The following is a 14,194-nucleotide window of genomic DNA, read 5'->3' as shown; positions in this document are numbered from 1 at the left end:
GACGGCACAGCATCCGCGGCGCCCCTTTTTTCGACCAGGGGCGCGAGCCGCTCGCCGCCGGGTGCCGCGCCCGGCTTCGAACGAACTATGACAGGTGAACCGCGTTCAACACGTCGCGGCGCGATTGTCAACAATGACGCAGTGTCCGTTCCCGCCCACAGGGCGGCTGGATCTGCCTCGTTCGGTTTCGTTGCTTGATCCAGACAGTATATTATATCATATACAAAAGCAATCTGTCCATTGCCGGGCGAAGCAGTCCGCCTTCCATGCCCATGGTTCCGCGCTTTTCACCGATGTGCCTTTTTTTATTTTGCCGGTTGACGTCTTATATAAGATATATTACCACAGACTCAAACAGACCAAGGAGGTCAAAATGGACATTCATTTTCTGGTGCATGAAGCGGGCGACTCGGTTGGCGTAGTCGTCGTGGAAGGCGTCAAGGCCGGCCAAAAGCTCAACGGCTGGATCATGGCGGAAGACAAGACCGTGACGTTCGATGTGCTCGAAGACATCCCCATCGGTCACAAGATCGCTCTCAAGCCTCTGGCCAAGGACGACACCGTCATCAAGTACGGGACCGACATCGGCCGCGCGGTGATGCCCATCAAGGCCGGCGAACATCTCCATGTCCACAATGTAAAGACCAAAAGGTGGTAGAAATGAAAAGCACCAAGATTCTGGGATACCGTCGCGAAAACGGCCGCGTGGGAGTGCGCAACCATGTCGTGATTCTCCCCCTCGACGACCTGGGCAACGCGGCAAGCGAGGCGGTGGCCAACAACGTGAAGGGCACCCTCGCCCTGCCCCACCACTATGGACGCCTGCAATTCGGCAAGGACCTGGAACTGCATTTCCGGACCCTGATCGGCACGGGCTGCAATCCCAACGTGGCGGCCGTCGTGGTCATCGGCATCGAACCGGAATGGACCAAGGTCATCACCGACGGCATCGCCAAGACCGGCAAGCCCGTGTTCGGATTCTCCATCGAGCAGAACGGCGACCACAACACCATTTGCGCCGCTTCGCGCAAGGCCAAGGAACTGGTGCAATGGGCCACCGAGCTGCAACGTGTGGAATGCGACGTCAAGGAACTGCTGGTCTCCTGCAAGTGCGGCGAGTCCGACACCACGTCCGGCATCGCCTCGAACCCCACCGTGGGCAACGCCTTTGATACGCTGTACGAAATGGGCAACACGCTGCTCTTTGGCGAAACGTCGGAAATCACCGGCGGCGAACGCCTGGTGGAGGCCCGTTGCAAGACGCCGGAGGTCGGCGAGGCGTTCATGAAGATGTGGAACGACTACAACGACTTCATCGTCGCCAACAAGACCAACGACCTGTCCGACTCCCAACCCACGAAGGGAAACATCCTCGGCGGCCTGACCACGATCGAGGAAAAGGCCCTGGGCAACATCCAGAAGATCGGCAGGAAATGCATGGTGGAGGGCTGTCTGGAACCGGCGGAAGCCCCCATGGGGCCCGGCCTGTGGTTCATGGACTCCTCGTCCGCGGCGGCGGAAATGGTCACCTTGTGCGCCGCCGCCGGCGCGGTCGTGCACTTCTTCCCCACCGGGCAGGGCAACATCATCGGCAACCCCGTTCTTCCCGTCATCAAGCTGGGGGCGAACCCCCGCACCGTGCGCACCATGGGCGAGCACATCGACCTGGACGTCTCCGGCATCCTGCGCCGCGAGATGAACCTGGATCAGGCAGGCGAAAAGCTGCTGGACCTGATGATCGATACCGCCAACGGCCGCCTGACCAGTGCGGAAGTCCTCGGTCACCGGGAATTCGTGATGACCAAGCTGTACCGGAGCGCCTAGGAGGACTCGGGGTACGATCGCAGAAACATATCAGTGGGCGGTACCATACCGCCCACTGTCTTATCCAACAGGAGTTTTTGGTATGAAATCCTTATGGAATCTGACTGTGGCCCTGGCATTCATTCTCATCACGTTCGGCTCCGCCCTGGCCGGTTATCCGGAAAAGGACATCACCTACGTGGTTCCGTTCGGCCCCGGAGGCGAATCCGATATTTCGGCCCGCATACAACAGGCGAATTTCCGCCGCCTGTTCGGCAAGAGCATGGTCATCCAATACAAACCGGGCGGCGGCGGCGCCGTGGGATGGAGTTCCCTGCAGCAGTATCCCGCCGACGGCTACACCATCATGGGCACCAACCTTCCCCATATCGTCCTCAAGCCCCTGCAAAAAGGAAACGGCTTCAATCTGGAGGACATCATCAACGTATATTTCTTCCACTACACCCCGGACGCCATCGTCGTCCCCGCCGACAGCAAGTTCAAGACGCTGGCCGACCTCGTCCAGGCCGCCAAGGATAATCCCGGCATGATCACCTTTGCCGGGACGGGCTCCTACTCCAACAACCATTTCGCCAAGACCCGTTTCGACAAGATCGCGGAGATCAAGACCACCTACATTCCCTTCAAGACCACCGGCGACGCGGCCATGGCCATGCTGGGCGGCCAGGTCGCCGCGCACTGGGGCTACACCACCGTGGGCATCGCGCAGGGAGACAAGGTCCGCCTGCTTGCCATAGCCGGCGAAACCCGCCACCCGCTGTTCCCCGGCGTCCCCACGTTCAAGGAACTGGGCTATGATTTCGTCGGCGGCGCGTATCGCGGCCTGGCCCTTCCCAAGGCCTCGAACGAAACGACCCGCGAAGAGGTCTCCGCCATGCTCGACAAGCTCAATCACGACCAGAAATTCCGCGAGCAGATGGTTCAGGCGGGATTCACCATGGTGGACGTCCCCTACGACGAGATTCCCGCCTTTCTCGATAAGCTGAAAGTGAATTATTACGAGGTCGCCAAGGAACTCAAACTGATCAAGTAGCCGCGAAAGGCCGCCGTCTCGGGGAAGAGTTTTTTTACGCGGTAAAGTTCTTTTTTTCACAATCCTTGCCCACAAGGACAAACGGACTCTAGCAGAGGCGCGCGGCGCACGCCGCCGCGCGCCTCACAACAAGGATGCAACATGGCAGGTATCGAATATATCCTGGAGGTGCTGACTCCGCTGAACCTGATGCTGTGTATCGCCGGAATAGTGGCCGGCACCATCATCGGAGCGCTTCCGGGCCTCTCGGCGACTATGGCCGTGGCCGTTCTCGTGCCACTGACTTTCACCATGCACCCGGCGTCCGCACTGATCATGCTGGGCGCAATCTACACCGGCGCCATCTACGGGGGTTCCTTTGCCGCCATTCTGGTGAACACGCCGGGCACGCCTTCCGCCATCGCGACCACATTCGACGGATTTCCCATGGCGAAACGCGGAGACGGCGACCTGGCCGTCACCTGCGGCACCATCGCCTCGGTCGTGGGTGGCGTCATCGGGGCGCTTTTTCTGTTGTTCTTCGCACCGATGCTGGCCGAGTTGGCGCTGCGCTTCGGCCCGGTCGAATATTTCTGGCTGGCCCTGTTCGGCTTGACCCTGATTTCCGCCCTCTCCGAAGGAAGCCTGCTCAAGGGCTGGGCCGGAGCCAGCTTCGGCATGCTCTGTTCCACAGTGGGCGTGGCCGTTATCGGCGGCGACGTGCGCTATACCTTTGATTCGGAGTTGCTGCTGGGCGGAATCGATATCGTTTCCGCGCTGATCGGCCTGTACTGCGTCCCCGTGCTCCTGGACCTGGTCATGACCCGCACCCGGCATCTGGACATGCCCAGGAAAGGCAAGGGGTTCCGACTCAAGGAGGCCTCGAGATACGCCCTCAACGACAAATGGAATCTGTTCCGCAGCTCCGTGTTGGGCTCCCTGGTCGGCATCCTGCCCGGCGCGGGCGGCTCCATAGCTAGCCTGATATCCTACTCCGAGGCCAAGCGCTCCTCGCCTCGGTCGGCAAATTTCGGCAAGGGCGAACCGTCCGGAATCTTCTGCACCGAAGCGGCCAACAACGCCACCGTGGGCGGCGGCTTCATCCCCACGCTGGTGCTCGGCATCCCCGGCACCCCGCCCGACGCGGTCATCATGGGAGCGCTGCTCGTGCAGGGGGTGAAGACGGGCCCGGCCCTTTTCAGCGATGAAGGCGGCATCGTCTACACCTTCATTTTCGGCCTGCTGCTGGCCACCCTGCTGATGTTTCCGGTCGGACTGCTTATCGGCAAATACGCCTATCGCTCCATCGCCACGTTTTCCAAGTCGATTCTGGTCCCGGTCATCGCCTTCATGTGCGTCGTCGGTTCCTTCGCCATCAACAACAACGTGGGCGACTCGCTGATCATGGTCTGCCTGGGAGGCGTCGGCTGGATTCTCAACCGGTTCGGCTTCCCGCCCTCTCCCATCGTGCTGGGCATCATTCTCGGCCCCATCGCCGAGCAGGGCTTTGTCCAAAGCTGGCTCATAGGTACGGCCGCGGGCAACATCTGGGGCAGCTTCTTCGGGCGGCCCATCGCCCAGATCATCATCGCCCTGATCGCGCTCGTCGTCTTCTACCCTTTCCTCTCGAAAAAAATCCACGGCAAGTTCCATGGACCCACAGGAGTGCATGCCAATGAAAACTAGACAAGACACGGGCAGCCTCGTCGTTTCGGCCGGGCTCGCCCTGCTCGGTTTTCTCGCCTGGTCGTACGCGGCCGACTTCTCCCCCATGGGAGCCATTTTTCCGAAGACCTTCGCCATCGTCCTCATGGTCTGTTCGCTGGGTTACATAGCCCTTTGCCTCGTCAGGGGAAAAGAGGAGGCCAAGACGGCCGGCGGGGAACAACGGTGGAGAGGGCTGCTCCTCTTTGCGGTGCTCCTCCTCTGGTGTCTGCTGCTGAACAAGCTCGGCTTCATCATATCCAGCGTGATCAGTTACACGATTCTGGCGGCACTGACGGACCACGACCGGAAGGTGACCCCGCAACGGCTGGGCCGGCACGCCGCGTCGGGCCTGGTCATCGCCGGACTGTTCTATCTTGGATTCAGCCAGGGCCTCGGCGTGCCGCTCCCGCAAGGCTTGCTGCCGTTCTGACGGGAGGCCGTCGAGGAAACGCGCCCATCGTCACCATCGAAAGCCACGGCCGGGACGGCTCCCGGCGCAAGCGCATAGGACAAGGCCCCCCGGCATCCTCCTTGGATGTCGGGGGCCTATCCGTTCCGGCCCCTGCCCTCCGTGCGGCGATGCGGGCTTCCTGAAAAGGATACTGTATCTTTTGGCAGGATGTGCTATGGTGATTGCCTAAAAATCCAGTAGGAGGCTTTATCATGATCAATCGAAACATCACTATGGCGACTCTGGCTATCGTGCTGCTCTTCGCCGTCTCCGCCTTTGCCCAGATGGGCATGGGACCCGGCGGCGGCATGATGGGTCCCGGCATGATGGGCGGCGGCCCCGGCATGATGGGCGGCGGCCCCGGCTACGGCGGCAACTACCAGCTCACGCCGGAACAGCAGAAGGCGTACCAGGAGATCGTCGGCAAGTACCAGGCGCAATTCGCCAAGTTGTCCGAGCAGATGTGGAACAAGCATGCGCAGCTGAACGCCGTCCTGGCCCAGGACAAGGTCGACGCGGCCCAGGCCAGGTCCCTGGCCAAGGACATCGGCGGCCTGGCGGCCCAGACCTTCGAGACCCGAGTGAACATGCTCGTCGACATGCGTGAAAAGGGCTTCTCCTATTACGGCCTGGGCATGATGCACGGCGGCATGATGGGCGGCCCCGGCATGATGGGATACGGGCACGGGTATCGCGGCGGCTACGGATACGGCGGCGCGCCGCAATAGGCACCCGAAGGAGACGCCATGATCGACGCCCATATCCTCCTGACCGCCCAGCAGCCCATGTACAACGGGAGCGGACGCCCCGGGTGGGGCATGAACATGATGTACTCGCCCTTTGGCGGGTGGTTCATGATCCTGCTCCTGGTGGTCGTGGCCGCCGCCGTCTTCCTGTTCTTCAGGGGAAGCACCGGCAGGGACGGCGACACCGGCGGAGGCCCGGCCGGCCATGCGGAAACGCCCATGGACATCCTCAAGCGGCGCTACGCCGCCGGGGAGATAACCAGGGAACAATACGAAGAGATGAAGCGGGACCTCTCGGAATAGCTGGCGGGTCCGTTTGAAAAACCGGCCGGACAGACTCTGCGCGGCCGGTTTTATTTCTAGCGGCGCTCGGTTTCCGGCAGGCAGCGGGCCTCGCCGTAGGCGGCCAGATGGGCGGCGGGCAGGATACTCTGGGTATAGGCCTGCTCAAAGGCCGGGTCGAGACGTTCCGGAATCCATCGTTTGAAGGCCTCGTACAAACGCCTGGAGATCGCCAGCCGGATCATGGCCCGATTGACGCATTCCATGATCCCCGGCCCTTTTCCGGCTCGGGAGCAAGCCAGATAACCGAAGATCGGATTCGGCGGGCATTCCACGGCATTGACCACGGCGACCCGGTCCTCAATCCCCTGCTCGGCGATCATGTACCCGACGCCCAGCCCGTCGTGCACGAACCAATCGATCCGCTTCTCGGCCAGCATGTTCAGGAGCTGTCCCACATCATGCGCCGTGACCGTTCGCCGCAGCCCGGCGTTGGAGATCAGCGGGTCCACGTACCGGGCGAAGGATGCGTAGTTGATCCCGGGGATGTAGCCGAAGGTCAGCGTATGATCCGCGACCAGGTAGGCCAGTGAGGCGGAGCCGTCCGGGGCCAAACGCAGATAGTCCTCGCGGCGCATGATGATCATCATGGAAAAGGTCACCCGGCACGGCAGGCCGGAATACAGGGCGTAGGCCCCGCGCTCCGGGGTCTTGTTCACCCCGCAGACCACAAACCGCTCCCGCCCCGAGCGCAGTTCCTCAAAGATGCGTTCCGGGCTGGCCAGAATGAAGACGTGCCTGTACTCCGGCAGTTCCTTCTGCACCTCCCGGGCCACGTCGATGCCCATGCCCTGCGGCTGCATGCCGGGGGCGGCGATGAAATACGGGGGATAATTGAAATAGGGCCAGTAGACCACCGGCTTGCCGTCGGCATGGACCGCGCCCGCCGCGCCGAGCAGCAGGGCCAGGAGAAAAAGGACGCCATCCAAAATACTGCGCATGCCTTGTCGTCCATATGTAACGCAGAAGCATGATCTCCCCGGGCCTGGACCGGCAAAACGGCGCCTGCGATTTTTCCACAGAGTCTTCGGGACACTGAGAACACAGATTTTTGGCAATGGCAATATAAAATGCACCAACAAATACTCTTTTTTCAAAACAATCTGCACTTGCCGCAGAAACGGCCGCCCCGCCCGGCGGCCTCGCTTCCGGCTTCCGGCCCGCGGGACCCCACCCCATCTGTCCATGGCCGCCGGTTTATGCTATGCTGTAACGACCCGCGCCCCGCCCCGAAACGGCGCGGATCACCCCAGCCACGGAGGCAGCCATGTCCAGACATATCCTCATCGTCCCCTTTTTCCTGCTCTTCCTCGCGGCCGCACAGGCCGGGGCCGAGCCCTATTTCTCTCCGGAAAGGACCGACTCCGTCCAGGGCGTCCGGGCCGTCACCCTGCTCACCGGCCTCGACCATCCGTGGTCCATGGCCTGGCTGCCGGACGGCGGCCTGCTGATCACCGAGCGGCCCGGACGGATGCGCCTGTTCAAGGACGGCAAGTCGACAGTCGTGCCCGGCGCACCCGCCGCCCTGGTGTACGGCCAGGGCGGATTGCTGGACATCGCCCCGCACCCCGATTTCAAGAAGAACCGGCTGGTCTACTTCACCCTGGCCACGGGCACGGAGTCGGCCAACCGCACGGCCCTGGCCCGGGCCCGGTTCGACGGAGAACGGTTCCATGACGCCGAAGTGCTCTTCGCCGCCTCCCCGGCCAAGTCCGGGGGCCAGCATTTCGGCTCTCGCCTGGCCTGGTTGCCGGACAAGACCCTGGTCCTGTCCGTGGGCGACGGCGGCAACCCGCCCCAACGCGTGGACGGCATGCTCGCCCGGGACCAGGCCCAGAACCGGGCCTCGCACCAGGGCAAGCTCATCCGCCTCAAGGACGACGGCGCCCCGGCCGAGCCGCCGACCTTCGCCGACCCGGCCGCCGCGCCCGGCCTGTACACCATGGGCCACCGCAACATCCAGGGCATGGCCTTCGATCCCCTGCGCGGGACCCTGTGGGTCAGCGAGCACGCCGCCCGCACCGGAGACGAGATCAACCGCATCGAGCCCGGCCGCAACTACGGCTGGCCCAAGGCCTCCTGGAGCAAGGAGTACACCCTGCCCGTGGACGTGGCCGACCACCACTCCCTGCCCGGCATGGTCGATCCGGTCGTGGTCTGGAAGTGGCGGTTCGCGCCCTCGGGACTGATGGTCTACACCGGCGACGCCTTCCCGGCCTTCAGGGGCGACCTCCTGGCGGGCGGCCTGCGCAGCGAGACCATCCGGCTCATCGAGCTGGACGAAAGCGGCAAGGTCCTCGGCGACAAGGACCTGCCCATGGGCCAGCGCGTCCGCGACGTCCGGCAGGGGCCGGACGGCCTGATCTACGTACTCACCGACGAGGACGACGGCAGGCTCATCCGGCTGGAACCGCGCTGAAACGGGCCGGCTACGATTTACTTCCACCACCCGATCGGCTAGCATGACGCGGGTCCGGGGCCTTCCCTGGCGTGCCCCGGACCCGATCCACAAAACTCAACAAAACCAAGCGGTCAAGCCTCCATCTTGAACGTTTCGAAGGACCTCTCCATGCAGATGACCGTCACCACTCCGGCCCTGCTTTTTCCGGCCATCTCCCTGTTCATGCTCGCCTTCACCAACCGGTTCCTGTCCCTGGCCGCGCGCATCCGCACCCTGCACGACCAGTACCGCCTCGCCCCGGACCAATCCATCCTCGCCCAGATCGACAACCTGCGCAAAAGAGTCCACATGATCCGGCACATGCAGGGATTCGGGGTCATGTCCATGCTCGCCTGCATCTTCTCCATGATCTGCATCTTCCAGGAATTCGAACTGGCCGGACAGCTCCTGTTCGGCGTCAGCCTGCTCTTCCTCATCCTGTCCATGTTCTACTCCTTCCTCGAAATCCGCATCTCCCTCAACGCCCTCGACATCCTCCTCCAGGACATGGAGCAGCGGTAGGAACGCGCCGCCCCCGGCGGCCGGAGGAAGGGGAGAGGGGAACCCTTTGAGAAGGGCTTCCCCTCTCCCCTTCCCCGGACCCCCATCCCCTCTTCCCTCCTAAACTTTTTGTTGCCGCTTCGCGGATGGCAAGAGCACGGAACGTCTTCATTTTTGAAAACCAATGGCACGGCCCGACGCGTTCGCACGACCCTGCCGAAGGCACACAAAAAGTTTGGGAGATTCTTAAGAACCTTTTTCAAAAGGTTCTTAAGCGGGGTCCGGGGCAGCGCCCCGGCCGCCGGAGGCAACGCAAAAGGGCCCGGACAAAGTCCGGGCCCTTTTGCAGGCATGGATAACGGCGGCGGCTAGATGTAGAGGGTCTTGAAGTTCTGTTTGACGTCGGGGAATCGTTTGAATTCCTTGTATTCACGGGCGGCCTTGCCCATGTAGCCGACCAACTGGGAGACCATGTCGCCGCGCGGTATCTTGCGGCTCCAGGACTTGACCACCAGGTCGCCGTTGGTCTGCAGCTCCACGGCAAAGACCAGGACCGTGGACGGGGTGATCTCCTCCTCGTGCCCCACGGTGTCGACCACCAGGTCCACCTTGGAAAAGGTGTCGCGGTATTGGGCCACGGCCCGGTTGATGGCGGCGATCTCCTGATCGGACAGGGCCAGCCGTTCCAGGGAGACGGATCCCCGCACGGACACCAGGCCGGACAATCCGCGCTCGGGCGAGCCCGGCCAAAACAGGTCGGTCTGGAAATAGACCAGCCCGGCCACGGCAACGAGGAAAAAGAATACGGCAAAGGAACCGACCGGGAACCGCTTCCCGGAGCCTGCCCTCTTCGGCATAATACAAACCGCCTTAAAGTCAATTTTTCCAACATGAAAGAATGTGGAAAACACACACGGCAATTTGACGATTAAACCATTTTCCGTTGCTTGGCAACGCTTTTCGGGTGACGTCTTCATGGCGAAAACGGTGTCGCGCGCACGTCCTGGGCCGATTTCGTTGATACCGGACAATCGATTTATGAATGCGTTATTAATCAGACGGTTAAATTGACAGCCTCGATCCTTAACAGTTGTCGTATACATTCCGTTGTTGTATGCTGTGTAATCATGACGGAGCAAAACATGCCCGAAATCCGCATCTCGGTGGACCAGCTCCGACCGGGCGTATTCATCCGGCTGCAACAGACCAGCTGGTTCGAGCATCCGTTCCTGTTCAGCAATTTCAAGATCAAGGACGCGGACCAGATCGCCCTGATACAGAGCCTGGGCATCACCCACGTCATCTGCATCCCCGAAAAGTCGGACGTCCTGCCCGCCGCCCCGTCCAGGCCCGCGCAAGGGAAGTCCGTGGCCGAAAGGCCGGTCCCGCGCGAGGTCATCGACCGGCTGTGGGAGGTCAAGAAGGAGCGCACCCGGCGGCTGAAGCAGAAAAAGGAGCGCATCGCCCAGTGCGAGAAGCGCTTCAACACCTGCATCAAGACCTTCAACGACATCCTCAAGGGCGTGGTCGCCGGGCAGGCCGAAGCGGCCGTGGCCGCCACGGATTTCGTCTCGAAGTTGACCGACTATTTCCTGGACGACCGGGAGTCCACCCTGCATCTGATGAACGTGGTGGACCGGGGCGAATCGGCCTACTCGCATCCCATGAACGTGGCCGTGCTGTCCATGATCGTGGGCAAGGAGGCCCGCCTGAGCGCCGAGGAAATGATCGTGCTCGGCCTGGGCGCGCTGTTCCACGACATCGGCAAGGAGCGGCTGCCCAAGAAGCTGCTGAAAAAGCGCGGCGAGCTGACCCGCCCGGAGCAGGAGCTGCTGGAGCGGCATCCGGCTTACGGCGCGGCCATGCTGGCGGACATCGACGTCTTCCCGCCCGACGCGGCCGAGGTGGTGGCCCAGCACCACGAGCGCATGGACGGCTCGGGCTATCCCAAGGGGTTAGATGGCGACGGCATCGACCGGCTGGCGCGCATGGTGGCCATCGCCGACGCCTACGACAACCACTGCAACCGGCCCGACCCCCTGGAGTCCCTGACCCCGTACCTGGCCCTGTCCTTCATGTTCGGCCAGCAGAAGCACCTCTTCGACGTGGGGATGCTCGCCCTGTTCATCCGCTGCCTGGGCGTGTACCCGCCGGGCACCGTGGTGGAGCTGTCCAACGGCGAGGTGGGCATGGTCATGGCCGTGAACCCCAAGAACCAGCTCAACCCGAGCGTCATGCTCTACGACCCGGACGTGCCCAAGAGGGAGGCGCTCATCGTCGACCTTGCCGACGAGCCGGACCTGCGCGTGGAAAAATCCATCCGGTTGGCCCAACTCTCCCCGGAAACGCTCGAATACCTCTCCCCCCGCACCCGCATCACCTACTACGTGGAACCCGGTTCCTAGTTCCCGCTTCCCCCGGACAAGGCGTCCCGCCGCACCAGGCCTATGACCGCGCCGAGCGCGCCGGTCAGGACCAGCAGCAGCGTGCCGTAGGCCATGGACAGCCCGATCTCGTATTCGAAGATGGCGTTGACCATGGCGATGGACATGGGTTTGTTGGACGCGGTGTAGAGAAAGGCGGACACGGTGTATTCCCCCACGCTGTGGATGAAGACCAGCAGGAACCCGGCCAGCAGGCCGGGCGAGAGCATGGGCAGAGCCACCCCCCTGAGGGTTTGGAACCGGCCCGCCCCCAGGCTGGCCGAGGCCTCGAACAGGGTCGTGCTCAGATTTTGGAAGGAGACGTGCACGATCTTGACCACGATGGGCAGGGACTTGATCAGGTAGCCGAGCGGCAGGAGGAAATAGGAGCCGAGCAGGATGGCGTTGAAGGCGAAGACGTTGGGCGTGCTGTTGGCGTTGATCAGGTTCACGGCGATGGCGCTGGCCGGCATGGCCCAGGGCAGGATGACCAGGAATTCGATGAGCCAGCGCAGCTTGAGCCGGGTCTTCTCGATGATGAAGGATGCGGGCACGGCCACCGCCAGGCAGCCCAGGGCGGCCAGCAGGGACATGTTCACGCTGTTCAGGAACGGGCGGAACTTCCGGGCTCGGGTGAAGACCGCCTCGAAGTTGTCCAGGAAGAAGTGTTCCGGATAGATGCTGACCATCCAGGAGGCCGAGTCCACGAAGGAGAGCAGGACGATGGCCGCAAACGGCAGGACGACCATGGCCACCATGAGCCAGGCCGCGCCGCGCATGGCGTACCGGGCCAGGGGATTGCGCACGTCCGCCGGGCGCATGGGCGTGCCCTTGACCTGGGCCGCGAACAGGCGTCCCCCCTCGTAGTAACGGAGCACCGCGAAGAAGATCAGCGAGATGACGGTCAGCACGACCACCTGCACGGCGGCCACACCCATGTAGTTGTTGGCCTTGGCCAGGAGGATCTGGGTGGTCAGGACCTTGTACGGCCCGCCGATGATGCTCGGCGCGGTGAACGAGCCGATGCCGGTCATGAAGGTAACGGCCGCCGAGGTGACCAGGGCCGGGGTCAGATACGGCAGGATGACCGAGGTGAAGACCTTGAGCCGCGACGCGCCGAGGCCGCGCGCGCTCTCCACCACCGAGCCGTCGATGTGCCGGATGGCCAGGGAGACCGCGATGTAGAAATAGACGTACTGGGTATAGGTGTGCACGAACAGGATGCCCGGCAGCCCGGCGAAGTCCCACGGCGCACCGTTCAACCCCAGCCAGGTCTCCACGGTCTTGGTCACCAGCCCGCTCTCGCCGTAGAGCTGGACAAAGGCGAAGACGATGATGATCCCCGGCATCATCACCGGCAGCAGCAGGATCTTGTCCACCAGCCCGCGCAGCGGAAATTCGAAATAGTGCACGAAAAAGGCGAGCGCGGTGCCGGTCGCCCCGCAGGCGAGCACGGTGAGCAGCCCGAGGACCACGGAATTCCACAGCACGGCCAGGTCCGTGGCCGAGGAGAAGAAGGTTAGGTATCGCGCCAGCCCCGCCCCGGCGGCCGTTCCCTTGTCCGGGGCCAGGCTGACCATCAGCGTGGACAGGGCCGGGTACAGGACAAAGCCCCCCAGGAACCAGATCAGGACGGCCGTGAGCAGCCGGAGCGGGAGACGGCGCTTGTCCGCGAGCACGGCTACGCCTCCAGGACCATGACCGCCCGGGCCGGAAAGGACACGCGCACCGTGTCGCCCGGACGCGGGGCAAAGTCCCCGGCCACGGTGTTCAGGGCCGCGGCGCGCAGGTCCATGCCGCCCGCCCGGACCCGGTAGTCGATCCACACCCCGTTGAGCTGCGCGTCCGTGACCCGCCCCTCGAACACGTTGTCGTCATCCGGGGACGCGGGGGCGTCCGGGGACGACAAGCGCACGTCCTGGGGCCGGACGGCCACGTACCGGCCCGGCCCGGCGCTCCCGGCCCGGATAGGCCGCCCGCTCGGAACAACGGCCAGCCCGTCGCGCCAGTCCGCCTCGATGAGGTTGGTGTCGCCCACGAACCCGGCCACGAACCCGTTGCGCGGGCGGCCGTAGATATCGGCCGGGGTGCCGGTCTGGACCAGCCTGCCCCGGTCGAACACGGCGATGCGGTCGGACAGGGTCAGGGCCTCGTTCTGGTCGTGGGTCACGAAGATGGTGGTGATGCCCAACTCCCGCTGGAGGTTCCGCAATTCCTCGCGGGTGCGGTCGCGCAGCCGGGCGTCCAGGTTGGACAGCGGCTCGTCCAGCAGGAGCACGCGCGGCTCCACGGCCAGGGACCGGGCCAGGGCCACCCGCTGCTGCTCACCGCCGGACAGTTCGTCGATGCGCCGTTCCTCGAACCCGGACAGGCCGACCATTTCCAGGTAGCGGGCCACGGTCGAACGAATCTCCGCCTTGGTCCGGCGGCGCACGCGCAATCCGTACTCCACGTTGCGGGCCACGGTCAGGTACGGGAACAGGGCGTAGTTCTGGAAGACCATGCCCACCTCCCGCTTTTCGGGCGGCAGCCGGGTGATGTCCCGGCCGCCGAGCAGGATCGAGCCCGACTGCGGGGCCAGGAACCCCGCGATCAGGCGCAGAATGGTCGTCTTGCCGCAACCGGACGGCCCCAGGAAGGTGAACAGTTCGCCCCGGGCCACGCAGAGGTCCACCCCGGCGCAGGCCGTGGTCGAACCGAAGGTCCGGGTGACCCCCTTGAGGACCACTTCGTCCATGATCCGGCCTC

Annotated in this window: 14 protein-coding genes; 10 read left to right on the top strand and 4 right to left on the bottom strand. The window is 63.4% G+C overall.

The genetic code is table 11. The features are described 5' to 3' along the window. Positions 1–373: 373 nt before the first annotated feature. The 7 genes from BerOc1_RS13075 to BerOc1_RS13050 all read left to right on the top strand — a co-directional run bounded on the left by BerOc1_RS13075 (position 374) and on the right by BerOc1_RS13050 (position 6,043). Positions 374–658, top strand: coding sequence for a UxaA family hydrolase (locus BerOc1_RS13075; protein WP_071546114.1), 285 nt, complete (start codon positions 374–376; stop codon positions 656–658). Between the two features lie 2 nt (positions 659–660). Further along, positions 661–1,824 (top strand): UxaA family hydrolase, encoded by a 1,164-nt coding sequence (locus tag BerOc1_RS13070; protein WP_071546113.1) that lies wholly within the window; start codon positions 661–663, stop codon positions 1,822–1,824. An 82-nt stretch (positions 1,825–1,906) separates the two neighbouring features. Then, positions 1,907–2,857 carry a tripartite tricarboxylate transporter substrate binding protein gene (locus BerOc1_RS13065; RefSeq protein WP_071546112.1) on the top strand — a complete coding sequence of 317 codons (951 nt, stop codon included), beginning with the start codon at positions 1,907–1,909 and terminating at the stop codon, positions 2,855–2,857. 141 nt (positions 2,858–2,998) lie between these two features. Next, positions 2,999–4,522 carry a tripartite tricarboxylate transporter permease gene (locus BerOc1_RS13060; protein ID WP_084641519.1) on the top strand — a complete coding sequence of 508 codons (1,524 nt, stop codon included), beginning with the start codon at positions 2,999–3,001 and terminating at the stop codon, positions 4,520–4,522. Continuing rightward, a complete protein-coding gene (locus tag BerOc1_RS18705; RefSeq protein ID WP_165610821.1) occupies positions 4,512–4,973 on the top strand; it encodes a tripartite tricarboxylate transporter TctB family protein in 462 nt (153 codons plus the stop codon). Before BerOc1_RS13060 ends, BerOc1_RS18705 begins: the two co-directional genes overlap by 11 nt. A gap of 233 nt (positions 4,974–5,206) precedes the next feature. Further along, positions 5,207–5,722 carry a periplasmic heavy metal sensor gene (locus tag BerOc1_RS13055; RefSeq protein ID WP_071546111.1) on the top strand — a complete coding sequence of 172 codons (516 nt, stop codon included), beginning with the start codon at positions 5,207–5,209 and terminating at the stop codon, positions 5,720–5,722. Positions 5,723–5,740: 18 nt separating this feature from the next. Then, positions 5,741–6,043, top strand: coding sequence for an SHOCT domain-containing protein (locus BerOc1_RS13050; protein WP_071546110.1), 303 nt, complete (start codon positions 5,741–5,743; stop codon positions 6,041–6,043). A gap of 56 nt (positions 6,044–6,099) precedes the next feature. Here BerOc1_RS13050 and BerOc1_RS13045 read toward each other — a convergent pair whose 3' ends face one another. Further along, positions 6,100–7,023, bottom strand: coding sequence for a transporter substrate-binding domain-containing protein (locus BerOc1_RS13045; RefSeq protein WP_071546109.1), 924 nt, complete (start codon positions 7,021–7,023; stop codon positions 6,100–6,102). A gap of 326 nt (positions 7,024–7,349) precedes the next feature. On the opposite strand from BerOc1_RS13045, the gene BerOc1_RS13040 reads away from it, so the two are divergent. Beyond that, a complete protein-coding gene (locus tag BerOc1_RS13040) occupies positions 7,350–8,501 on the top strand; it encodes a PQQ-dependent sugar dehydrogenase (protein ID WP_071546108.1) in 1,152 nt (383 codons plus the stop codon). Between the two features lie 150 nt (positions 8,502–8,651). Continuing rightward, positions 8,652–9,044, top strand: coding sequence for a DUF2721 domain-containing protein (locus BerOc1_RS13035; RefSeq protein WP_071546107.1), 393 nt, complete (start codon positions 8,652–8,654; stop codon positions 9,042–9,044). Between the two features lie 347 nt (positions 9,045–9,391). Here the strand turns inward: BerOc1_RS13035 and BerOc1_RS13030 are convergent, their stop codons facing one another. Further along, positions 9,392–9,880, bottom strand: a complete 489-nt coding sequence (locus BerOc1_RS13030) for a hypothetical protein (protein ID WP_071546106.1) — start codon at positions 9,878–9,880, stop codon at positions 9,392–9,394. A 285-nt stretch (positions 9,881–10,165) separates the two neighbouring features. Here BerOc1_RS13030 and BerOc1_RS13025 point away from each other — a divergent pair, with 285 nt between their 5' ends. Continuing rightward, positions 10,166–11,428, top strand: coding sequence for a cyclic di-GMP phosphodiesterase (locus BerOc1_RS13025; RefSeq protein WP_084641510.1), 1,263 nt, complete (start codon positions 10,166–10,168; stop codon positions 11,426–11,428). On the opposite strand, the gene BerOc1_RS13020 is transcribed toward BerOc1_RS13025, so the two are convergent. Both BerOc1_RS13020 and BerOc1_RS13015 read right to left on the bottom strand, forming a co-directional pair. Beyond that, positions 11,425–13,125, bottom strand: a complete 1,701-nt coding sequence (locus BerOc1_RS13020) for an ABC transporter permease (protein WP_071546104.1) — start codon at positions 13,123–13,125, stop codon at positions 11,425–11,427. The genes BerOc1_RS13025 and BerOc1_RS13020 overlap by 4 nt on opposite strands. Positions 13,126–13,127: 2 nt before the next feature. Then, positions 13,128–14,183 (bottom strand): ABC transporter ATP-binding protein, encoded by a 1,056-nt coding sequence (locus tag BerOc1_RS13015; RefSeq protein ID WP_071546103.1) that lies wholly within the window; start codon positions 14,181–14,183, stop codon positions 13,128–13,130. Positions 14,184–14,194 lie beyond the last annotated feature (11 nt).

The organism is Pseudodesulfovibrio hydrargyri, assembly GCF_001874525.1.
In the GTDB taxonomy this organism is placed as follows: domain Bacteria; phylum Desulfobacterota; class Desulfovibrionia; order Desulfovibrionales; family Desulfovibrionaceae; genus Pseudodesulfovibrio; species Pseudodesulfovibrio hydrargyri.
Note: the sequence above shows the minus strand (reverse complement) of the source record. Positions and strands in the feature narration are given on the sequence as shown.